The sequence below is a fragment of the Micromonospora sp. NPDC005305 genome (assembly GCF_040607315.1).
Taxonomy (GTDB): domain Bacteria; phylum Actinomycetota; class Actinomycetes; order Mycobacteriales; family Micromonosporaceae; genus Micromonospora.
Genome location: NZ_JBEXGL010000003.1, coordinates 350,152 through 371,254, shown reverse-complemented (window position 1 = coordinate 371,254; position 21,103 = coordinate 350,152). Strand labels below are relative to the sequence as shown.

General features: G+C 74.0%; 24 protein-coding genes. 12 read left to right on the top strand and 12 right to left on the bottom strand.

Annotated elements, in window-relative coordinates; genetic code table 11:
- Positions 1-9 precede the first annotated feature (9 nt).
- The 3 genes from ABZS80_RS07755 to ABZS80_RS07745 form a co-directional block, all read right to left on the bottom strand.
- Complete coding sequence (locus ABZS80_RS07755) at positions 10-567, bottom strand: M23 family metallopeptidase (protein ID WP_355054985.1); 558 nt, start codon at positions 565-567, stop codon at positions 10-12.
- Between the two features lie 94 nt (positions 568-661).
- Positions 662-1,342 carry a VOC family protein gene (locus tag ABZS80_RS07750; protein WP_355054984.1) on the bottom strand — a complete coding sequence of 227 codons (681 nt, stop codon included), beginning with the start codon at positions 1,340-1,342 and terminating at the stop codon, positions 662-664.
- Positions 1,343-1,407: 65 nt separating this feature from the next.
- A complete protein-coding gene (locus tag ABZS80_RS07745; protein WP_355054983.1) occupies positions 1,408-3,201 on the bottom strand; it encodes an ABC transporter ATP-binding protein in 1,794 nt (597 codons plus the stop codon).
- Between the two features lie 82 nt (positions 3,202-3,283).
- Between ABZS80_RS07745 and ABZS80_RS07740 the strand changes: the two genes are divergently transcribed.
- A complete protein-coding gene (locus tag ABZS80_RS07740) occupies positions 3,284-3,703 on the top strand; it encodes a MarR family transcriptional regulator (protein WP_355054982.1) in 420 nt (139 codons plus the stop codon).
- A gap of 61 nt (positions 3,704-3,764) precedes the next feature.
- On the opposite strand, the gene ABZS80_RS07735 is transcribed toward ABZS80_RS07740, so the two are convergent.
- The 9 genes from ABZS80_RS07735 to ABZS80_RS07695 form a co-directional block, all read right to left on the bottom strand.
- A complete protein-coding gene (locus ABZS80_RS07735; RefSeq protein ID WP_355054981.1) occupies positions 3,765-4,391 on the bottom strand; it encodes a TetR/AcrR family transcriptional regulator in 627 nt (208 codons plus the stop codon).
- A gap of 137 nt (positions 4,392-4,528) precedes the next feature.
- On the bottom strand, positions 4,529-5,800 hold the full coding sequence (locus ABZS80_RS07730; RefSeq protein ID WP_355054980.1) for an ABC transporter substrate-binding protein: 1,272 nt from the start codon (positions 5,798-5,800) through the stop codon (positions 4,529-4,531).
- Positions 5,801-5,852: 52 nt separating this feature from the next.
- Positions 5,853-6,992 (bottom strand): branched-chain amino acid ABC transporter permease, encoded by a 1,140-nt coding sequence (locus ABZS80_RS07725; RefSeq protein ID WP_355054979.1) that lies wholly within the window; start codon positions 6,990-6,992, stop codon positions 5,853-5,855.
- Positions 6,989-7,867 carry a branched-chain amino acid ABC transporter permease gene (locus ABZS80_RS07720; protein ID WP_151462742.1) on the bottom strand — a complete coding sequence of 293 codons (879 nt, stop codon included), beginning with the start codon at positions 7,865-7,867 and terminating at the stop codon, positions 6,989-6,991. Before ABZS80_RS07720 ends, ABZS80_RS07725 begins: the two co-directional genes overlap by 4 nt.
- A gap of 27 nt (positions 7,868-7,894) precedes the next feature.
- The gene (locus tag ABZS80_RS07715) at positions 7,895-8,611 is read right to left on the bottom strand and encodes an ABC transporter ATP-binding protein (protein WP_355054978.1); all 717 of its coding nucleotides are present in this window, start codon (positions 8,609-8,611) and stop codon (positions 7,895-7,897) included.
- A complete protein-coding gene (locus ABZS80_RS07710; RefSeq protein WP_313719771.1) occupies positions 8,608-9,429 on the bottom strand; it encodes an ABC transporter ATP-binding protein in 822 nt (273 codons plus the stop codon). Before ABZS80_RS07710 ends, ABZS80_RS07715 begins: the two co-directional genes overlap by 4 nt.
- Positions 9,430-9,566: 137 nt before the next feature.
- The gene (locus tag ABZS80_RS07705; protein ID WP_355054977.1) at positions 9,567-10,157 is read right to left on the bottom strand and encodes an SMP-30/gluconolactonase/LRE family protein; all 591 of its coding nucleotides are present in this window, start codon (positions 10,155-10,157) and stop codon (positions 9,567-9,569) included.
- A gap of 58 nt (positions 10,158-10,215) precedes the next feature.
- Positions 10,216-11,436 carry a sigma-70 family RNA polymerase sigma factor gene (locus tag ABZS80_RS07700; protein ID WP_355054976.1) on the bottom strand — a complete coding sequence of 407 codons (1,221 nt, stop codon included), beginning with the start codon at positions 11,434-11,436 and terminating at the stop codon, positions 10,216-10,218.
- Positions 11,433-11,783 (bottom strand): YciI family protein, encoded by a 351-nt coding sequence (locus tag ABZS80_RS07695; protein WP_151462747.1) that lies wholly within the window; start codon positions 11,781-11,783, stop codon positions 11,433-11,435. Before ABZS80_RS07695 ends, ABZS80_RS07700 begins: the two co-directional genes overlap by 4 nt.
- A gap of 331 nt (positions 11,784-12,114) precedes the next feature.
- Between ABZS80_RS07695 and ABZS80_RS07690 the strand changes: the two genes are divergently transcribed.
- From ABZS80_RS07690 to ABZS80_RS07640, 11 genes are all read left to right on the top strand, one after another.
- Positions 12,115-12,861, top strand: coding sequence for a lysozyme (locus ABZS80_RS07690; protein ID WP_355054975.1), 747 nt, complete (start codon positions 12,115-12,117; stop codon positions 12,859-12,861).
- Between the two features lie 104 nt (positions 12,862-12,965).
- Positions 12,966-13,640: a peptidoglycan recognition family protein gene (locus ABZS80_RS07685; RefSeq protein WP_355054974.1), complete on the top strand. Its 675-nt coding sequence runs from the start codon at positions 12,966-12,968 to the stop codon at positions 13,638-13,640.
- Positions 13,641-13,740: 100 nt separating this feature from the next.
- On the top strand, positions 13,741-14,100 hold the full coding sequence (locus ABZS80_RS07680; RefSeq protein WP_355054973.1) for a metalloregulator ArsR/SmtB family transcription factor: 360 nt from the start codon (positions 13,741-13,743) through the stop codon (positions 14,098-14,100).
- Positions 14,100-14,741, top strand: a complete 642-nt coding sequence (locus ABZS80_RS07675; protein ID WP_151462752.1) for an SRPBCC family protein — start codon at positions 14,100-14,102, stop codon at positions 14,739-14,741. The genes ABZS80_RS07680 and ABZS80_RS07675 overlap by 1 nt, the downstream gene beginning before the upstream one ends.
- Before the next feature lie 120 nt (positions 14,742-14,861).
- Positions 14,862-15,443, top strand: a complete 582-nt coding sequence (locus ABZS80_RS07670; protein ID WP_355055073.1) for an NADAR family protein — start codon at positions 14,862-14,864, stop codon at positions 15,441-15,443.
- A gap of 84 nt (positions 15,444-15,527) precedes the next feature.
- Positions 15,528-16,253: an ABC transporter ATP-binding protein gene (locus tag ABZS80_RS07665; RefSeq protein ID WP_355054972.1), complete on the top strand. Its 726-nt coding sequence runs from the start codon at positions 15,528-15,530 to the stop codon at positions 16,251-16,253.
- Positions 16,250-17,020: an ABC transporter permease gene (locus tag ABZS80_RS07660; RefSeq protein ID WP_355054971.1), complete on the top strand. Its 771-nt coding sequence runs from the start codon at positions 16,250-16,252 to the stop codon at positions 17,018-17,020. Before ABZS80_RS07665 ends, ABZS80_RS07660 begins: the two co-directional genes overlap by 4 nt.
- Positions 17,021-17,037: 17 nt before the next feature.
- A complete protein-coding gene (locus ABZS80_RS07655; protein WP_355054970.1) occupies positions 17,038-18,363 on the top strand; it encodes a sensor domain-containing protein in 1,326 nt (441 codons plus the stop codon).
- A gap of 14 nt (positions 18,364-18,377) precedes the next feature.
- Complete coding sequence (locus ABZS80_RS07650; protein WP_355054969.1) at positions 18,378-19,025, top strand: response regulator transcription factor; 648 nt, start codon at positions 18,378-18,380, stop codon at positions 19,023-19,025.
- Positions 19,026-19,151: 126 nt separating this feature from the next.
- Positions 19,152-19,667, top strand: a complete 516-nt coding sequence (locus ABZS80_RS07645; RefSeq protein ID WP_151462759.1) for an NUDIX domain-containing protein — start codon at positions 19,152-19,154, stop codon at positions 19,665-19,667.
- A gap of 93 nt (positions 19,668-19,760) precedes the next feature.
- On the top strand, positions 19,761-21,032 hold the full coding sequence (locus ABZS80_RS07640) for a sulfite oxidase (protein WP_355054968.1): 1,272 nt from the start codon (positions 19,761-19,763) through the stop codon (positions 21,030-21,032).
- Positions 21,033-21,103: the final 71 nt, after the last annotated feature.

The following is a 21,103-nucleotide window of genomic DNA, read 5'->3' as shown; positions in this document are numbered from 1 at the left end:
GCCGCCGGGTCAGCAGTTGTTGGTACTGGTCTGGTTGCGCTTAAGGTAGTCGGACCAGGTGACGCCCTGGACGACCGAGACCACGACGCTGCCGTCGTGGATCTGCTCGTAGTGCAGGTGCGGGCTGAGGTCGTACTTCGCCGAGGAGGCGCCGACCTTACCGATGACGGTGCCCCGGTTCACGGTGTCGCCCGTGGCGACAAGCCGCTCGCTGAGGTGGGCGTAGCGGGTGCGCCAGCCGTCACCGTGGCCGATGACGATGGTGTGGCCGTAGCCGGTGGTGGTCGAGTAGTACGACTCCAGCACGGTGCCGCCGGCGCTGGCCACCACCCGGCGACCCAGGTCGTCGGGGTTGCCGTTCGCGTCGTAGTGGTTCCAGTCGATGGAGTGGGCCGGGCTGTGCCCGTTCCAGTTGTTGCCCTGCCACGTCTGGCCGCACAGGAACGGCATCCGGAAGCCCGGCCGGGCGGCCTGCGCGGGCTGAATCCCGGTCAGCGCCCCGACGACGACGGCAACCGTGAGCAGCGCGAAGATGCGCAACCGGGCGGTGGTGAGCGTTGCGGACATCGATCCCCCTCAGAGTCAATGACGTGGATCGATGCTATGGGCAGTCCAAGGTGAGGTAAATAGCTACAGCCAGGGGCGCCGGGACAAAGGATTCCTACATGCCCTGCGCGGCGGCGTCCGGCTGGGGGCGGCGGGCCGCCAGGAAACCGGCCAGCCCCATCACGTCCTCGTTGGCCCGGAAGGCGCCCCGGGCGTTGAGCAGGGCCTCGTCGGCGTGGGCCAGGCAACCCCACACCGTGTCGCCCCATGAGTCGGCGAGCTTCACCTCGGCCGGCTCTGGGCAGGGCTCACCGCGGGGGCCGCCGATCTGGCAGCGGGCCGGAGCGCCGTCGCGCCGGGCGACCGCCTCGGCCGCCTCCCGGATCAGGGAGAACCGGGCCTCGGCGCCGCCGCGCGCCTGCGCGGGCACGGCCCGGCGCTGCCCGTACAGCACGGTGTTGCCGTCGGGGTCGGTGGTGCGGCACTCGCCGCCGGGGGCGTGCGCAGGGTGGCCGACCCCTTCGACGGTGTGCCCGGCGGCGGTGAGGCGGTCCGTCGTCGCGGCGAGGTCGTCAACGTAGAGGTAGACGAGCAACGGCAGTTCGACGGTGACCAGGCGCGGCTTCACGGCGGCCAGCAGCAGGGTCAGGTCCCCGCACTGGAGGTGGCACCAGCGGGAGTCGCCGTCGCCGCCGGTCCGCTGCTCGGTGTAGCCGAACAGCTCGTAGAACCCTTGGGCGGCGTCGGCGTCCGCGACGTACAGCACCGGCACCTGGGCCTGCACTCCGTTCCGCATCGCGCCACCCTAGCGATCAGAGACGTGGGAATCACGTCTTGCGGATCAGGTTTCCGGGATCGGGATCAGGCGGCGAGCGCCGCGTACCGGCCGGCGCGGTCGAGCAGGGTGTCGTGGGTGCCGGACTCCACGATCCGGCCGTGGTCGAGCACGGCGATCTGGTCGGCGTCGCGGACGGTGGAGAGGCGGTGCGCGATGGTGATCACGGTGCGCCCGCGGGCCAGCTCGTCGAAGGCTCGCTGCACCGCGCGCTCGGTCTCGGTGTCCAGCGCGCTGGTCGCCTCGTCCAGCACCAGGATCCGCGGGTCGCGCAGCAGCGTGCGGGCGATGGCCAGGCGCTGCTTCTCGCCGCCGGAGAACCGGTGGCCGCGGGAGCCGACCACGGTGTCGTACCCGTCGGGGAGCGCGGCGATCAGGTCGTGGATCTGCGCGGCGCGGGCGGCGGCCTCGATGTCGGCGTCGGTGGCGTCGGGGCGGGCGTACCGGAGGTTGTCCCGCACCGTGGCGTGCAGCAGGTAGGTCTCCTGGCTGACCACGCCCACGACGGCGGCCAGGTCGGCCAGGCGCAGGTCGCGCAGGTCGATGCCGTCGATGGTGAGCCGGCCGGCGTCGGGGTCGTGCAGCCGGCTGATCAGCGCGGCGAGGGTGCTCTTGCCGGAGCCGGTCTCGCCCACGAGGGCCAGGCTCGTGCCGGCCGGGACGTCGAGGCTCACGCCGGCCACGGCGGCGGTGTCGCTGCCCGGGTAGCTGAAGGTGACGTCGGAGAAGCGCAGGTGTCCGCGCACCCGGGCCGGGTCGAGGGCCACCGGCCGCTCCGGGTCGGCCACCTCGACGGGCAGGTCGAGGTATTCGAAGATCCGGGCGAACAGCGCCATCGAGGCGGTCAGCGAGACGCCGACGTTGAGCAGGCCCATGAGCGGCCGGAACAGGTTGCCCTGGAGGGCGGTGAAGGCGACCAGGGTGCCGATGGTGAGCGTGCCGGCGGTGCCGGGCAGGCCGGCGGCGAGGTAGATGACGGCCGGGATGGCCGCGAAGATCACCGTCATCGAGGCCATCCGCCAGCGGCCGGCCAGTTCCGAGCGGAGTTCCAGGTCGACGAGGCGGGCCGAGGAGACGGTGAACCGGTCGACCAGGGTGGCGTTGGCGCCGAGGGTCTTGGCCAGCTGCACGCCGCTGATCGACAGCCCCTCCTCGATGGTGACGTTGAGGTCGGCCAGCTCGCGCTGGCGGCGGGCGGTGATCTCCCGGCGCAGCCGGGCGACCCGCCGGGTAAGCCAGATGGCGGGCGGCAGCACGACCACGGAGACGAGGGTGAGCCGCCAGCTCAGCGCGACCATGGCGATCACGGTGGCGATGACGGTGGTGAGGTTGGCGGCGATCGAGGTGGCGGTGGAGGTGACCACGGCCTGCATGCCGCCGATGTCGTTGGTGATCCGCGACTGCACCTCGCCGGTGCGGGTGCGGACGAAGAAGCCGATCGACTGCCGCTGGAGGTGGGTGAACACGTCGGTGCGCAGCCGGTGCATGACCTCCTGGCCCACGCGGGTGGAGATCCAGGTCTGCGCCACGCCGAGCACGGCGGTCACCGCGGCGACCCCGACCATGCCCGCGACCAGCCAGGCCAGGAGGGTCAGGTCGCGCTCCGGGAGGGCCCGGTCGATCACGGTACGCAGCAGGAACGGTGACGCCATCGCGATCACGGAGGACGCCACGATGATCGCGACCACGGCGGCCAGTGGGCGGCGGTGGGCGGTGAAGAGGCCGCCGATCCGGCGCAGTGACACCTGGCGGGCCTGCGTCTTCTCGGCGGGGGTCACGCTGGTCCGGCCGCCGCCGCGGCCGTCACGGAATCCGTCCAAGGGGGTGCTCTCTTTCGTCGGGGGCATTGCTGAGGTTACCTCATCATGAGGTAACAACAGTATGTGCTGCTACCGTATTCCGGTGACCGGCAGCGACGAGGAGAGCCTGGCCGAGACGTTCTGGGCCGTGGCCCGGCGGCTGCGCCACCAGTCCAAGCGCACCCTCGAACCCTGGGAGATCAACCCGGGGCACGCCCGGGCGCTCGCCGTGCTCATGCGGCACGGCGCGGTCCGGCTGAGCACGCTCGCCGAGCACCTGCGCATCGCGCCCCGCTCCGCCACCGAGGTGGTCGACGGCCTGGCCGAGCGCGGGCTGGTCGAGCGGCGGCCCGACCCGGTCGACCGGCGGGCCACCCTGGTCGCGCTCACCGCGGAGGGCGAGCGGGTCGGCGAGGCCATCCGGGTGGCCCGGGCCGCCGAGGCGGAACGGTTCTTCGGCGCCCTCGACCCGGCGGACCGCGACGAGCTGACCCGGATCCTGCGCCGGCTGCGCGACGACTGAGGAGGCCGGACCCGGCGGTCAGCGCCGGCCGGCGGTTCGGCAGCGGACGGGGAAGATCAGGTCAGCGCAGGCCGGCGGCGATGGCGTCGACGAGGAGTGCGCCGATGGTGCGGGCCAGGGTGGCCCGGGCCGCCGCCACGTCGAGGCCCATGGCGTCGCGCATCATGGCCCAGGCCGCCCAGGTGCAGGCCACGGTCACCGCGTCGAGCAACTGCTCGCGCCCTTCCCCGGCGTGCGCCAGCTCCGGCTCGAAGGCCAACTCGGTCTCGTGGCGGACCCGGGCGATGGCCGCCTCCCGGTTGCGCCGCAGCTGCGGGGAGAACGGCTCCCGAAGCGCCGAGGCGCGCGCCGAGGGGGCCAACACCTCCAGCATCTCGGCCCGCTGGTCGCAGAACTCGGCGATCCGCCGGGTGAGCGGCAGCTCGGGCGGGATCGGCCGCCAGAGCGCGTCCAGCCGCTCCCCGACCAGCCGCCCGGTCGCGGCGAACAGGGTCTCCATGTCCTTGAAGTTGGTCCACAGGGTGCGCAGGGACACCCCGGCGCGCTCGGCGATCCGCTCCCCGGTGGGCCGCAGGTCGCCCTCGTCGATGAGCGCCAGGTGCGCCTCGACGATGGCGGCCCGGGTCCGCTCGGCCCGCGCCGACCGGCCGTCCACCCGCGCCGGCACGTCGGCGTCCACCTCGATCATGCGTCCGCCCCCTGTGCGTAGCTCCTGGCCGGCGTCACCCGCCCGCCCCGGTGGCGTCGCGCCGGAATGCTGCACTCTACGTGCGCGTCGCCGGGCGGCCGTCACCGCGGTGACGGCCGCCCGGCCCGCGGCGGTGGTCAGGTCGTCGGGATGGCGTCCGCCGGCGGCGCGGTCGGCGGCTCGGTGGACTCGGTGACCGGGGCGTCGCCATCGTCCGTGGTGTACGTCGGGCCGAAGTACGCCTGCGCGCCGTTCTGGACCTTGTTCAGCCGCACCCCGCTGTATCCGGCGTGCACGTCGTCGCTGTACCGGAACGGGGTGAGGCCCGGCCCCCGGAAGCCGCCCTTCTGCACCGCCTCTACCAGCTTCTCCCGGGTCGGGTCCTTGCCGGCGGCGAGCAGCGCCTGCACGAAGGTGTACGCCATGGAGTAGCCGTAGATCGCGTTGCCGTCGATCGGGTTGGCCGCGTTGTACTTCTGGTGGATCTTGGTGAACTCCTGGATCCACGGGTTCGCCGTGTCACCCACCATCGGCAGGTAGTTGTCGGCCACCATGCCTTCGAGGATCACCTTCTTGTCGCCGAGCTGCTTCGACAGCGTGGTGTAGTCGGCGCCCACGTTGGACACCACCCACTGCGCGCGGAAACCCTGCCCGGCGGCCTGCCCCATGGCCAGCGCCGTGAAGCCCGGGATGCTGGCCGAGATCACCACCTGGCAGCCGGCCGCCTTGAGCGCCCCGATGGCCGGGCCGACCTGCTGGTTGGTCGTGGTGTAGGTCTGCTTGGCCGCCACCGCGCCGAGGACCTTCTCGACCCCGGCCAGCGAGTCCCGCCCGAAGTCGTCGTTCTGCCCGAAGTGGCAGACCTTCGCGCCGGGGAACTGCTGCTTCACCCAGGTGGCCAGGATCTTGCCCTCGACCGTGTAGTCGGGCTGCCAGCCGAAGGTGGTCGGGTACTTGTCGGGCTGGTTCCAGTTCCGGCTGCCGGAGGAGACGAACAGGTCGGGCACCTTCTGGGTCTTGACGAACTCCAGCACGTTGGTGTGGGTCGGGGTGCCGAGCCCGCCGAGGAGCGCGAAGACCTTGTCGTCGAGCACCAGCTTGCGGACCACGTTCTCGGTGTTGGCGGGGTTGTAGCCGTCGTCCATGACCTTGTAGACGATCTTCCGGCCGTTCACCCCGCCCTTGCTGTTGACGTGCTCGAAGTACGCCTTCGTGGCGGCGGAGATCTTCGAGTACCCGGGCGCGGCGGGACCGGTGAGCGGCTGGTGGGTGCCGATGACGACCTCGGTGTCGGTGACGCCGGGGACGTTCTCGGCGGCCTGCTTCGCGTCATCGGCGCAGGCCGGCACGGCGGCCAGCAGGGCGAGGCCGGTGGCGGCCGCGAGTATGCGGCGGGTGGTGGGACGCATGGTTCTCCATTCCGGTGCGGCGGTGCGAACGGGTGGGTGGAACCGGGGTGGCTCAGTCCTCCGGCGCGCGGCGGCGGGCGCGCAGCCGGGCGGCGACGGTGCGGACGGCGCCGTGCAGGCCGCCCGGGGCGGCGAGCATGACGACGATGAGGATGAGGCCGAACACGGCCAGCGCGAGGTTGCCCTCCAGGCGTTGGGCCAGGCCGCCCGACAGGCTGAACGTCTCGGTGAGCAGGCTCGGCAGGTCCTGGAGCGCGACCAGCAGCACCGCGCCCCAGACCGCGCCGGCCAGGCTGCCCAGCCCGCCGATCACGATGGCCATGAGCAGGAACAGCGACAGCTCCAGGGGGAACTTGCCCGGCGCGACGGTGGCGGTGAGGACCGCGTACACGCCGCCGCCGAGGCCGGCGCAGCCGGCGCTGACCACGAAGGCGAGCACCTGGGTGCGGGCGACGTGGATGCCGGCGAGCCGGGCGGCCACCTCGTCGTCCCGCACGGCGCGCAGCGACCGGCCGAAGCGGCTGCGCACCAGGTTGGCCAGGAGCAGCACGGTGAGCAGCGCGGCGAGCAGCGCGATCCAGGCCAGCCACCGTTCCGGCTGGAAGTAGGCGCCCAGGAACGCCGGCGGGGTCTCCGCCGGGAAGCGCAGGCCCTGCTCGCCGTTGAACACGCCGGTGAAGATCGTGCTGACGGCCGGCACGAGCGTCGCCACGGCGAGGGTCACGCCGGCCAGGTACGGCCCGCGCAGCCGGGCGGCCGCCAGCCCGATGACCAGGCCGGCCAGCGCGGTGGCCGCGACGGCGGCCAGCAGCGACAGCGGCAGGATCCACCGCCCCTGCACGCCCCGCTCGTCGAACGCCCGCTGCACCAGCGCCACCGTGTACGCGCCGGTGGCCATGAGCGCGCCGTGCCCGAGGGAGAGCTGGCCGTTGAGCCCGACCAGCACCGTGTAGCCGGCGGTCACGCAGAGGAACGCGCAGACCCGGGCCACCTGGAGGTTCTGGTAGGGCGCGAGCTGGTTGGTGAGCAGCACGACCAGGGTGCCGGCGAGCACCGCCCCGGCCAGGTGGCGCAGCAGGGTCGACCCGCGCGGGCCGGCGGTGGCGGGCGCGCCGGGCAGCAGCCGGCGCAGCGGCGACGGCCCGGCGGGCCGGTCCACTCCGGACCGGGCGGAGGGGCGGGTGGCGGTCACACGTGCCTCGCCTTCGCGCTGGAGAACAGCCCGCCGGGGCGGACCAGGAGGACGGCCAGCAGCAGCACCAGGACGGCCAGCGGGGTGGTGTCCGGGCCCAGGTAGCCGGTGACGTACGAGAGGATCAGGCCGACCAGCAGGCCGCCGACCACCGCACCGGCCGGGCTGTCCAGGCCGCCGACCACGGCGGCGGTGAACGCGACCACGAAGACCAGGTCCATGGCGTGCGGGTGCAGCCCCAGGCCGGTGGGGACGACCAGCATGCCGGCGAGCGCGCCGACCGCCGCGGCGAGGGCCCAGCCGAGGGTGAGCATCCGGCTCACGTCGACGCCGAGCAGCCGGGACACCTCGGGGGCGAACGCGGCGGCCCGCATCCGCAGGCCGATCGGCGTGCGGGTGAACAGCAGCGCGAGCAGCACCACGACCACCAGCACGGCGCCGAGCACCCACAGGTCGTAGGGCGACAGCGCGGCGACCCCACCGAGGGTGAGCGCGTCGGTGTCGAACGGGGCGGCGGCCGGCCGGTAGCCGTTGCCGAAGACCATGCCGAGCACCGCCTGGATGAGCAGCACCAGGCCGAGCGCCACGATCACCTCGTTGAGCGGGTTGGCGTGCCCGACGAAGCGCATGAGCACCCGCTCGACCAGTGCCCCCAGGAGCAGGCCGGCGAGCACGGCCGCGCCCAGGCCGAGCCAGTAGGAGCCGGTCGCGGAGGCGACCGCGTAGCCGACGTACGCGGTGGCCACGGCCATCGCGCCCTGGGCGAAGTTGACCAGCCGGGCGGCCCGCCAGATGAGCACCAGGGCGAGGGCGAACGCGGCGTAGACCGCGCCCGTGGACAGCCCGCCGAAGGTGAGGAACAAGAACCGGTCCAATGCGGATCCTTCCTGCTCGCCGGGCCGTCAGAACCCGAGGTACGCGTGCCGGAGCTGGTCGTCGTCGCGCAGCCGCCCCGCCGGGGCGGCGGTCACCACGCGGCCGAGCGACATCACGACGCCCTGGTCGGCGACCGAGAGGGCGCTGCGCACGTTCTGCTCGACCAGCAGGACGGTCAGCCCCCGCTCGTCGCAGAGCCGGCGCAGCAGCGCCATGATCTGCGCGGTCACCTTGGGGGCCAGGCCGAGCGACGGCTCGTCGAGCAGCAGCAGCCGGGGCCGGGCGATCAGCGCCCGGCCCAGGGCGAGCATCTGCCGCTCCCCGCCGGAGAGCTGGTGCCCGGCGTGGCGCCGGCGGCGGGCCAGGGGCGGGAACAGCTCGTACACCTCGTCCTGGGCCCTGCGGGCGTCGGCCCGGTCGCTGCGCCAGAGCCCGCCGAGGCGCAGATTCTCCTCCACGGTCAGCTCGGCCACCACGCCCCGCCCCTCGGGGACGTGCGCCAGGCCGCGCCGGACCAGCCGTTCGACGCGGACGCCGCGCAGGTCGGCGCCGTCGAAGCGGACCCGGCCGCCGGTGGGCCGGAGCAGGCCCGACAGGGTACGCAGCAGGGTGGTCTTGCCGGCCCCGTTGGCGCCGAGCACGGCGGCGATGGTCCCGGCGGGCACCTCGAAGCTCACGTCCCGCAGCACCGGCACCGGCCCGTAGCCGGCGCTGACCGCCTCGACCTCCAGCACCGCGGTCACGACCCGGCCCCCGCGGCCTCGGCCGGCACGTCGGCGCCGAGGTACGCCTCGGTGACCAGCGGGTCGTCGCGGACCTCGTCGGGGGTGCCGGCGGCGATGACCCGGCCGAAGTCGAGCACCACCAGCTCCTGGCAGACGGCCATGACCAGGTCCATGTGGTGCTCGACGAGCATCACCGAGCAGGCGCCGCCGGCCCGTTCGGGCAGCGTGCGGACCAGCTCGGCCAGCTCGTCGACGTCGTCGGCGCCCAGCCCGCCGGCCGGCTCGTCGAGCAGAAGCAGGCGAGGCCGGGCGATCAGGGCACGGGCCAGGGCGACCCGCTTGCGCACCGCGTACGGCAGGGTGGCGGGGGCCGCGCCGGCGTGCGCGGCGACGCCCAGCTCGGCGAGCAGGTCGAGGGCCTCCTGGCGCAGCCGCCGCTCGTCGCGGTCGCTGCGGGGCAGGCCGAACAGCGCGGTGGCGAAGCCGGCCCGGGCTGCGTGGCTGGCGCCGGCCACCACGTTCTCCAGCACGGTGAGCCCGGGGAACAGGCCGACGCCCTGGAGCGTGCGGGCGATGCCGAGCCGGGTCAGCCGGTGCGGGCGGGGCCGGAACGGGCGACCGTCCAGGGTGAGCGATCCGCTGGTCGGCGGGACGAAGCCGCAGACCACGTTGAACAGGGTGGTCTTCCCGGCGCCGTTGGGGCCGATCACGCCGACGATCCGGCCGGGCGGGACCCGCAGCGAGACGTCGTCGAGGGCGACGAGCCCGCCGAACCGGACGCCGACACCGTGCAGCGCCAGGTCGATTCCGTCCGCGGGAGTGGGGGGTGGGGGCATCTTCACCTCGGGAGAGGACGCGGCGTCGGGGGTGCGCGGTGCGGCTCGGGCGAAGCGGGAAACTTATTACACCGGGAGTGTACTTTTCGGCGGGGGTTCGTCAATGCCTCCCGAGGGCCGCGGCGGTATCGACGCGATCACGATTCCGGGCGCGCCGGATCTGCACCCGCCGGGCAGGTGTGCCGTGCTCGGGCGGCGGCCGGGGCGGGCGCCCGCAGGGTCCGCACCTGGCCGGTCCGCGGGCCACCGGAGAGCGCTGCGGGACTCCACTGTGTGGCGACGAGGTGGAGGGTGCGCCCGTCCGGGCCGCCGAGCGCGCAGGCGAAGCAGCCCCGGTCCAGGTCGACCCGGTCGAGCACCCGGCCGCCCTCGGCGACCCGCACGGCACACCGGTTCGGCACGTCGCCGTACCAGACGGCTCCGGCGGCGTCGAGGCAGATGCCGTCCGGCGCGGAGTCCGGCACCGCCGCCCAGAACCGCCGGCCGCCGAGCGACCCGTCGGCCGCCACGTCGTACGCGGTGAGCCGACCGGCGTACGACTCGGCGACGATCAGGGTGCCCCCGTCCGGGGTGAGCACCATGCCGTTGGGGAAGGCGAGATCGTCGGCGACCAGCCGGGCGGCGCCGTCGGGCGGGACCAGGGCCACGGCCCCCGGCCGGTAGTCCCCGGCGGGGAAGTCGAAGCCGATGGTGTTGACGTACGCGTTGCCCCGCGCGTCGGTGACCACCCGTGCCACCGGGGCGACTCGCCGAAGGCGAGCCCGTCGACCAGGATCTCGGATGCGCTCACGGGTGGCTCCTCAGCAGGTCGCGGGAGCGGCGGAGGAACTCCCGCTCGGCGGCGTTGTCGGTGCGCGCGATCGCCGCGTCGTACGCGGCCGCCGCCTCGGCCGGCCGGTCGAGGCGGCGCAGCAGGTCGGCGCGGACGGCGTGCAGCACGTGGTAGCCGGCCAGGTCCAGCCCGTCGACCTCGGCGAGCGCGGTGGCCGGGCCGGCCACCTCGGCCAGCGCGACGGCCCGGTGCAGCGTCACCACCGGCCCGGGTGCGTGCGCCCGGAGCTGGTCGTAGAGGGCGAGGATCTGCCGCCAGTCGGTGTCCGCGGCGGTCGCCGCGTCGCTGTGCACCGCGTTGATCGCGGCTTGGATCTGGTACGGGCCGGGGCGGTCCCGCCGCAGGCACCGCCGCACGAGGGCCTGCCCCTCGGCGATCAGCGGGCGGTCCCACCGGCTCCGGTCCTGCGCGCCGAGCGGCACGAGCGCGCCGTCCGGCCCGGTCCGCGCGCCCCGCCGCGCGTCGGTGAGCAGCATGAGCGCGAGCAGGCCGAGCACCTCCGGCTCGTCCGGCATGAGCTCGGCGAGCAGCCGGCCCAGCCGGATCGCCTCGTCGCACAGCTCGTCCCGGACCAGCCGCTCCCCCGCGCTGGCAGTGTGCCCCTCCGTGAAGATCAGGTAGACCACGGCCAGCACGGCCCGCAGCCGGTCGGGCAGGTCGGCGTCCCGGGGCAGCCGGTACGGGATGCCGGCGTCCCGGATCTTCGCCTTGGCCCGGACCAGGCGCTGCGCCATGGTCGGCTCCGGCACCAGGAACGCCCTCGCGATCTCGGCGGTGCTCAGCCCGCCGAGCAGGCGCAGGGTCAGCGCGACCCGGGCCGCCGGGCCGAGCGCCGGGTGGCAGCAGGTGAAAATCAGTCGGAGCCGGTCGTCGCGCACGGGACCCTCCTCGGCGGGCGGCTCGGCGGCGTACAGGAGGGCGGCCTGGGCGTGCCGGTCGGCGCGGGACGCCTCGCGGCGGCGGCGGTCGATCGCCCGGTTCCGGGCGGTGGTGATGATCCAGCCGGCCGGGCTCGGCGGTGGGCCGTCGACGGCCCACCGGTCGACCGCGGCGGCGAACGCCTCCTGGACCGCCTCCTCGGCGAGGTCGATGTCGCCGAGCAGGCGGACCAGGACGGCGACCGCGCGGCCGTACTCCGCGCGGAAGACCCGGTCGACGTCGGTGGGGCCGGTCATCCCTCGCCCTGGAACGGGCGCACCTCGATCGGCAGGGTGGTGGCCAGGGCGTAGCGGCGGCCCCAGTCGAGGGCGGCGTCGAGGTCGGGGGCCGTGATGATGGTGAACCCGCCCAGGTACTCCTTGCCCTCGACGTACGGGCCGTCGGTGACGAGCACCTCGTCGCCCTTCGGGCGCAGCACGGTGGCGGTCTCCGGGGCGTGCAGGCCGTTGCCGAACACCCAGCAGCCGGCCTCCCGCAACTCCCGGCCGATGGCGTCGACCTCGCGCATCACCCCGGCCAGGAACTCCGGGTCCGGCCGGCCGGCGCCGGCCGGCTGGTACATGCTGATCAGGTACTGCTTCACGCGCTTCTCCTCACCCCCGGCAGCGGCCCCGTGCCGCCCCTCCACCCTCCACACGAACGGGGCACCCCGGTATCGACACGCCGGCGGAGAGAATTCCACCGGATCCGGGTCGGCGGCCGGACGGCACCGAGACCGCCACCCGGTGGAGCGGCTACCTGGAGGGCGCGGTCGCGGCCGGTGAACGGGCCGCCGCCGAGGTGCTGGCCGGCCTCCGCTGACCCCCTCGCCAAACAAAGAAAATCTTCCATACGTCTATTGAAAAGTTTCTCCACCCTGTGACCTAATGTTGACAGTTCCTTTCGTCACGCTCCCCCACCCCCAGGGAGGAAAGATGAACCGTCCCCTGCGATCGGCGCTGCGTACGGCCGCCACGGCCCTGCTCGCCACCGTCACCCTGGCCGCCTCGGCCGTCGTCGGCGCGACTCCCGCCAGCGCCGCGCCGGCCGGCCTGCCCGGCATGGACGTCTCCAGCCACCAGGGCAACGTGAACTGGTCCGCCGCCTGGAACAACGGCGCCCGGTTCGCGTACGTGAAGGCGACCGAGGGCACGTCCTACACCAACCCGTACTTCGCCCAGCAGTACAACGGCTCCTACAACGTCGGGATGATCCGCGGGTCGTACCACTTCGCCCTGCCCGGCAACTCGAGCGGCGCGGCCCAGGCCAACTACTTCGTCGACCACGGCGGCGGCTGGTCCAAGGACGGCAGGACGCTGCCCGGCGCGCTCGACATCGAGTACAACCCGTACGGCGCCACCTGTTACGGGTTGAGCCAGGCCTCGATGCGCAGCTGGATCGCCTCGTTCGTCAACCAGTACTACGCGCGCACCGGCCGGTGGGCCACCATCTACACCACCACCGACTGGTGGAGCACCTGCACGGGCAACACCTCGCAGTTCGCCGCGAACAACCCGCTGTGGATCGCCCGCTACTCCAGCAGCGTCGGCACGCTCCCGGCCGGCTGGGGGACGTACTCCTTCTGGCAGTGGTCGTCCTCGGGCGTCTTCCCGGGCGACCAGAACGTCTGGAACGGCACCCTGGACCGGCTCAAGGTGCTGGCCTGCAACGGACCCTGCTGATCCGCTCCGGTGGTGGGCGGCCCGCTCCGGCCGGCGTCCCGGACGCCGCGCCGCGGAGCCGCCGCCCGCCACCGGCGGCGTCCGTCCCCGACGAGGAGGCCCCCATGTCCGTTCCCGTTCCCCGGCGGGCCGTGCTGCGCGGCGCGGTCCTGCTCGGCGCCGCAGCCGGCGCCACCGCGCTCACCCAGGTCGGCGCCGGCCGCGACGCCCGGGCCGTCGCCGCGCGGATCGACCAGCCGACCATCGCCAACTGTGCGACCTGGAGCGCCCGCCCGCCGTCCTCCGCGGTGAGCGTGGTGCAGAGCCGGCCCAACAAGATCATCATTCATCACACGGCGTTCCCGAACACCACCGACTACAGCCTCGCGCAGGCCTACCGGAACTCACGCGACATTCAGAACCTGCACATGGACAGCAACGGCTGGCTCGACTCCGGGCAGCACTTCACCAACAGCCGGGGCGGCTTCCTCACCGAGGGCCGGCACGGCAGTCTCTACGGGCTGCTGCACGGGCAGACCATGGTGCAGGGCGCGCACTGCGTCGGGCAGAACAGCCAGGCCATCGGCATCGAGAACGACGGCATCTATCTCGACGTGCAGCCCCCGCAGGCGCTCTGGAACAGCCTGGTGTGGTTCTGCGCCTTCACCTGCCAGCAGTACGGCATCCCGCCGACCGAGATCTACGGGCACAAGGACTTCAACAACACCCAGTGCCCGGGCCTGCTGCACGACCGGCTCCCGGAGCTGCGCAGCGCCGTCGCGGCCCGCCTCGGCGGCTGACCGGATCCTGGGCGGCTCCCGTCCGTCTCGAACGGGAGCTGTCCAGGATCCCGCCGTTTCAGTGGTCGCTTATATAAGTCGGGTGTGATATAAAGGGTTCGTGCACGCCTTCGACGTCCTCGGGGACCCGGTGCGTCGCCGGATCCTGGAGCTGCTCGCCGAGGGCGAGCAGCCGGCCGGCACGCTCGGGGCGACCGTCCAGCGGGAGTTCGGCATCAGCCAGCCGGCCGTGTCGCAACACCTCAAGGTGCTGCGGGAGCACGGCTTCGCGACCGTGCGCGCCCAGGGCGCCCGCCGCCTCTACGCGGTGGACCCACGACCGCTGCGCGAGATGGACGAGTGGCTCGCGGGCTTCCGCCGGTTCTGGACGCCGCCGCTGGCGGCGCTCGCCACCGAACTGGCCCGGGGGCGGCGCGAACGGCGGCTGCGCGAGAGCGAACCCGACGAGAGGACAACCTGATGATCGACGTAATCGGGCAGATCAGCGCCGTCGAGCGCCGGCTGGGCAGCCGCACGCTCCCCGCGGGCGAGGCGCGGGTGCTGACGATCAGCCAGACCTATGACGCGCCGGTGGAGGACGTCTGGGACGCCTGCACCAGCGCCGAGCGGATCCCCCGCTGGTTCCTGCCGGTCTCCGGCGAGCTGAAGGTCGGCGGGAGCTACCAGCTGGAGGGCAACGCCGGGGGCACGGTCGAGCGCTGCGACCCGCCGCACAGCTTCGCCGCGACCTGGGAGTTCGGCGGGGAGGTGAGCTGGATCGAGGTGCGGCTCACCGAGGCCGGCGCCGGGCGTACCCGGTTCGAGCTGGAGCACGTGGCGCACGTCGACGACGAGCGATGGGCCGAGTACGGGCCGGGCGCGGTCGGCGTCGGCTGGGACGGGGCGCTGCTCGGGCTGGCCTCCCACCTCGCCGCCGACGGTTCCGGGATCACCCCGGACGAGGCCGTCGCCTGGATGGGCTCGGACGAGGGCCGCCGCTTCATGACCGAGGCCAGCGCCCGCTGGACCGAGGCGAGCATCGCCGCCGGCACCCCGGCCGACGAGGCCCGCGCCGCCGGCGACCGGACGACCGCCTTCTACACGGGCAGCCCCACCCCCTGACTCCCCCACCGATCGTGCCCGTGCCGACGGACGTGGCACGGGCACGATCGCGAGGTCGGGAACGCGGCGCGGACCCGCCCGGAGGAATGCGGGGGCGCAGTGTCGGTGCCCTCGGGCAGACTGGCGGCCGTGCCGATCCGATCCGTCGCCGAGCTGGCCGCCACCGTCCACTCCGGAGCGCGGGTGAAGTACCTGCATTTCTGGGGCCACCGCCCGCAGCGCGACGGCAGCGTCGGCGCCGGCTGCCTGAGCCAGTGGTGGCCCGCGCCGTTCACGGTCGACGGCCGCACCTACGCCACGGCCGAGCACTGGATGATGTGGCACAAGGCCGTCCTCTTCGGCGACGACGGGATCGCCGAGCGGGTGCTGGCCGCCGCACACCCGCAGCGGGCCAAGGCGCTCGGCCGGCAGGTCCACGGCTTCGACGAGGCGACCTGGGCGGCCCGCCGCTACGACATCGTGGTGGCGGGCAGTGTGGCCAAGTTCGGCCAGCACGAGGAGCTGGGCCGGTTCCTGCTCGGCACCGGCGAGCGGGTGCTCGTCGAGGCCAGCCCGGTGGACCGGGTGTGGGGCATCGGGCTGGCGGCCGACGACCCGCGCGCCGGGGACCCGGCGCGGTGGCGGGGCGACAACCTGCTCGGCTTCGCCCTCATGGAGGCCCGCGCCGCCCTGCGCGCCGACGCCACCGGCCTGCCCGGCTAGCCGCGCCGGGGGCGGAAAACCCCCGGGCGGAGTCGGAGGGTTTCCGGCTTCCGACCACCGGCGGCGCTGCCTAGCGTCGATGGTGTGATCGAACTACGTGAGCTGACGAAACGGTACGGCGGCCGGGTCGCCGTCGACGGGTTGAGCGTGCGGGTGCAGCCGGGGGTGGTGACCGGCTTCCTCGGCCCGAACGGGTCCGGCAAGTCCACGACGATGCGGATGATCCTCGGCCTGGACGCCCCGGACCAGGGTGAGGCGCTGATCGGGGGCGTCCGGTACCAGGACCTGGGCTGGCCGTTGAAGACGGTCGGCGCGCTCCTGGACGCCGGGGCGTTCCACCCCGGCCGCAGCGCCCGTGCGCACCTGAGCGCGCTGGCCGCGAGCAACGACATCCCCGGTTCCCGGGTCGAGCAGGTGCTGCGGGTCGTCGGTCTGTCCGACGCGGCGACGCGGCGTGCCGGCACGTACTCGCTCGGCATGCGCCAGCGGCTCGGCGTCGCCGTGGCCCTGCTCGGCGACCCGGCCGTCCTCCTGCTCGACGAGCCGGTCAACGGGCTGGATCCGGAAGGCATCCGCTGGATCCGGGACCTGCTGCGCGGGCTCGCCGCCGAGGGCCGGACGGTGTTCGTGTCCAGTCACCTGATCGCCGAGATGGCGCTGACCGCCGACCGGCTGGTGGTCATCGGCCGCGGCCGGCTGCTCGCCGAGACGACCGTCGCCGAACTCGCCGCCGGCGGCGACAACCTGGAGGACGCGTTCTTCCGGCTCACCTCAGAGGCCACCGACTATCGCGGAGTGGGAGCGTCATGAACCGGTACGGATTCCGGCAGGCAGCCCGGATGGAACGGATCAAGCTGGGCAGCGTCCGGTCGACGTGGTGGCTGGCGATCGCCGCGGTGGTCTCGATGGCCGCGGCCGGGGCCGGGGTGGGACTCGGGTACCGATCGCACACCCCGGTCGCCACCGCCGCCCAGATCCTGAACAACAGCCTCGGCGGCGCCATCGTGGCGCAACTGCTCCTCGGCGCGCTCGGCGTCCTCATGGTGACCGGGGAATGCGGCACCGGGATGATCCGCTCGACGTTCGCCGCCGTCCCGCGGCGTCGGACCGTCCTGGCCGCGAAGGTCGCCGTGTGCGGGGGCGCGGCCCTCACCGTCGGGCTGGTCGCGAGCTTCGCCGGCTACCTGGGCGGGCAGCTCGCGATCCGCGGCACCGCCATCCCGGCCGCAGCCCTGACCGACCCGGCGATCCTGCGCGCGGTCGTGCTGACCGGCGTGTACCTGGGCGCCACCGCGCTCATCGGGGTCGGCATCGGGGCGATCGTGCGGCACTCGGGCGCCGCGATCGGCACGCTGTTCGGTCTGATGTTCGTCCCGATGATCGTGGCCGGCCTGTTCGGCGAGAGCGGGATCCAGGTCGGCCGCTTCGTCCCGCTGCTGATGCTGCTCAACTCGATCGCGGTGACCTCGCCGGTGCCCGGGCTGTTCGCCGGCTGGGTCAGCGCGCTGCTGATGTGCGGGTACGCGGCGGCGGCGGTGCTGTGCGGAGGCGTGCTGCTCCGCCATCGCGACGCGTGACCGGCGACAATGGGCCGATGACCGCGCTGCGCGCTCCGTTCACCACACTGGCCCTGCGCCGGGCGGTGTTCTGCGTCCTCGGCGTGGTCAGCGCGGCCGCGATCCTGAGCGCACCGGCGATCGGGCCGGCCCTGGGCGTCCTGTTCCTCTGGGCGACCGGGGCCCTGTCCGACCAGCCCGCACCTGCCGTCGCACCGGTGTTCCTCTTCCTGGTCCCGCTCACCGTCGCGCTCCTGGTCGTGCTCGCCGCCCCGATCGGGCGCGCGACGGGAGCCGTCCATCGCGCACTCGCCGGCCGGCTGCTCGACGTGCACGTGGACGCCCCGCCGCCCCGGCCGTCGAGGCGGCTCGGCGCCGTCGTCTCCGACGGACCGGGCTGGCGCGCCGTCGGGTACGGCCTGCTCAAGGTGCCACTGGCCATCCCCGAGGGCTACGGCGCGTTCTGCTACGTGTTCGGCCTGGCCAACCTCAGCTACCCGGTGTGGTGGCCGCTGTTCCGCAACCACCCGGCCGGGACACGCCTCGGACCGGTGTGGGCGCTCACGCCGTTCGGCGCCATCGGCACGCGGACGTTCGCCGGAACGTTCCTCATCGCCGCGGCCGGCCTCGCCATGCTGCTGGTCGCGCCGTGGTTGATGCGGGCCGGCACGACGCTGGACGTTGCCGCCATGCGACGGCTGCTCGGTCCGCGCCGGCTCGCCGAGCGGGTACGCGAACTGCAGGTCACCCGGGCCCGCGCGATCGACGACGCGGCCGCCATGATGCGCAGGCTGGAGCGGGACCTGCACGACGGCGCGCAGATCCGGCTGGCCACGCTGGCCCTGAACCTCGGCATGGCGACCGAGAAGCTCGGCGCCGACGGCCCGCCACCCGACCTCGCGCAGGCCCGCGAGCTGGTCGCGCTCGCCCACCGCGGTGCGAAGGAAGCCCTCGCCGACCTGCGCGACCTGGTGCGCGGGATCCACCCGCCGGTCCTCGACAACGGTCTCGGCGACGCGCTGGCGACGCTCGCCACGAGCAGCGCCATCCCGGTCGCGGTGACCGTCGACCTGCCCGACCGCCCGGCGCCCGCCATCGAGACCGTCGCCTACTTCTGTGCCTCCGAGCTGCTCGCGAACGCCGCCAAACACAGCCGGGCGACCCGGATCGCGCTCGGCGTCGTCCGATCCGGCGAGCGCCTGACGGTGACCGTCGAGGATGACGGCGTCGGCGGGGCGGACCCGGACGGTCCCGGCCTGTCCGGCCTGGCCCGCCGCATCGCCGTCGTGGACGGCCGGATGCGCGTACGCAGTCCGGGCGGCGGTCCGACCCGGGTCGACATCGAGCTGCCCACACACGTGTGAACGGAGGCGACGGCATGCGGGTGGTGATCGCGGAGGACGCCACGATGATGCGCGAGGGGCTGGTCCGGTTGCTCACCGACCGCGGTTTCGAGGTGTGCGCGGCGGTGGCCGACGCGGATGCGCTGCGGTCCGCGGTTGCCGCCACCGTGCCGGACGTGGCCGTCGTCGACATCCGGATGCCACCGACGCACACCGACGAGGGGCTGCGCGCCGCGATCGACATCCGGCGCGACCAACCCGGCGTCGGTGTGCTGGTGTTCTCCCAGTACGTGGAGACCCGCTACGCGACCCGCCTGCTCGCCGACCGGCCGGCCGGCGTCGGATACCTGCTCAAGGACCGCGTCGCCGACGTCGCCGATTTCGTGGACGCGCTGACCCGGGTGGCATCCGGTGGCACCGCGCTGGATCCGGAGGTGGTCGGCCACCTCATGCGGGCCGGGCGGGACACGGCCGGGCTGGCGTCGCTGACCCCCCGGGAGCGTGAGGTGCTGTCGCTGATGGCCGAGGGACGATCCAACGCCGGGATCGCGGCGGCTCTCGTCATCACCGCCGGAGTCGTGGAGAAGCACGTGGCGAGCATCTTCGCGAAACTCGGTCTGCCGTCCTCGGACGGCGACAACCGCCGGGTCCTGGCCGTCCTCCGCCACGTCGGCGGCGGCTGATGTCGCGTCTTCGTGGACACCGAGCGTCGCTCCGGCGCGTCGCGGAACGGCGGCGGCACCCGGGGACACCCCGCGCGGGCGGGTGAAGGGCGCGCCCGGGCGGCCGGGCGGGTAACGTGCAGCGGCGTGACCGCCGCCGCGTACTCGCACTGCTCGTTCTGCGGCGTGGCCTACCCGGCGGAGGCCGGGTGGCCGCGCGTCTGCCTGGCCTGCGGGGAGACGGTGTGGCGCAACCCGCTGCCCGTGGCGGTGGCCGTGCTGCCGGTCCGCACCCCGGAGGGCCTCGGCGTGGTGGTGGTCCGCCGGGACATCGAGCCGGCCCGCGGCCAGCTCGCCCTGCCGGGCGGGTTCATCGAGTACGGCGAAGAGTGGTCCGAGGCGCTGGTCCGCGAGCTGCGGGAGGAGACCGGCCTGCTCGCCGAGGCCGAGGAGGCGCGGCTGTTCGCGGTACACGGGGCGCCGGCCGGCGGCACCATGATGGTCTTCGGCGTGCTGCCCGAGCGACCGGTCGGTGACCTGCCCCCGTCGGCGCCGACCGAGGAGGCCACCGAGTGGCTGGTCCTCACCGAGCCGGTCGAGCTGGCGTTCTCCACGCACACCCGGGTCCTGGCCGACTTCCTCGCCGGCCAGCACGCCGGCTGACCCGGCGACCTGACCCGGACCTCGGCCGACGCGGCCAAAACTCCTATTGATTGAATAGGAAAGGCAGCGTCGCCGAGCCTCCGGAGGTCACCCGTGTCCCACGCCGAAGCCGACCACGACACCCGTCGGAGCCGGCAGTGGCTGGCCGGGGAGGCCCGCGGCGCGGGCGTCGACCGCGACCGGCTGCTGGAGCTGGGAGCGGCCATGGCCGCCCTGACCGCCGCCGCGGCCGAGCGGGAGCCGGTCGCCCTGGCGTCCGCGCCGGTCGGCGTCGACCCGGGTACGCCGATCGCCAAGCCGCTGCCGCCGGAGCTGCTGCGCCCCCTCGACACCAACGCCGAGATGCACTGGACGGCACTGGCCGGGCAGGGGTACGTGGTGCCCAACGACCGCTTCTTCGTCCGCAACCACACCGAGACGCCCCGACTGGACGCCGACACCTGGCGGCTGCGCCTGTTCGGCACCGGGCTGCGGGATGCGCCCACCCGGGACGCCGCGGTCGAGTTCAGCCTCGACGAGCTGCGCCGGCTGCCCGCCGAGGAGAGCGACGCGCTGCTGGAGTGCGCCGGCAACGGGCGGCGCTTCTTCACCGAGCAGCAGGGTGAGCCGGCGCCGGGGGTGGCCTGGGGGCTGGGCGGGGTCGGCGTGGCCCGCTGGCGGGGGGTCCGGCTGGGCACCGTGCTGCGGCTGGCCGGGCTGCGCGACGACGCGGTCGACGTGATGCCTGAGGGGCTGGACCCGGACTTCGTGACCGGCGGGATCAACCTGGGCCGCGTACGCCGCCCGCTGCCGATCGCCAAGGCCCTCGACGACGTGCTGCTGGCGTACGAGATGAACGGCGAGCCGCTCCCCGCCGACCACGGTTTCCCGGTCCGCGTCGTGGTGCCCGGCTGGATCGGCATCTCCTCGATCAAGTGGGTGGGCCCGGTCGAGGTCTCCACCACACCCCTGTTCTCGCCGTGGAACACCCGGTTCTACCGGATGTTCGGCCCCGGGCACCCGGCCGAGGGCACGGTGCTGGGCGCGCAGCCGGTGAAGAGCGCGTTCGAGCTGGCCTGGGACGCCCGCGTGCCGGCCGGCGCCGAGGTGCTGCTGCACGGCCGGTCCTGGTCGGGCAACGGCCCGATCGACCGGGTCGAGGTGGACACCGGCGACGGCTGGCGCCCGGCCGACCTGGTGGCGGCCGACCGGGGCGGCGCCTGGCAGCGCTGGACCGCACGGTGGCGCCCCCCGGCCCCGGGCCGGTTCACCCTCCGCGCCCGCGCCACCGACACGACGGGGACGACCCAGCCCGACCGCGCCGCCCCCAACACCCTCGCCTACCTCTTCGACGCGGTGGTCCACCACCCGGTCACGGCCCACTGACCCCGTCCACCCGCGCCCTCCGGCCGGCCCCTCAGGGCCGTCGATCATGAAGTTGTTGCCCGGACACGCCG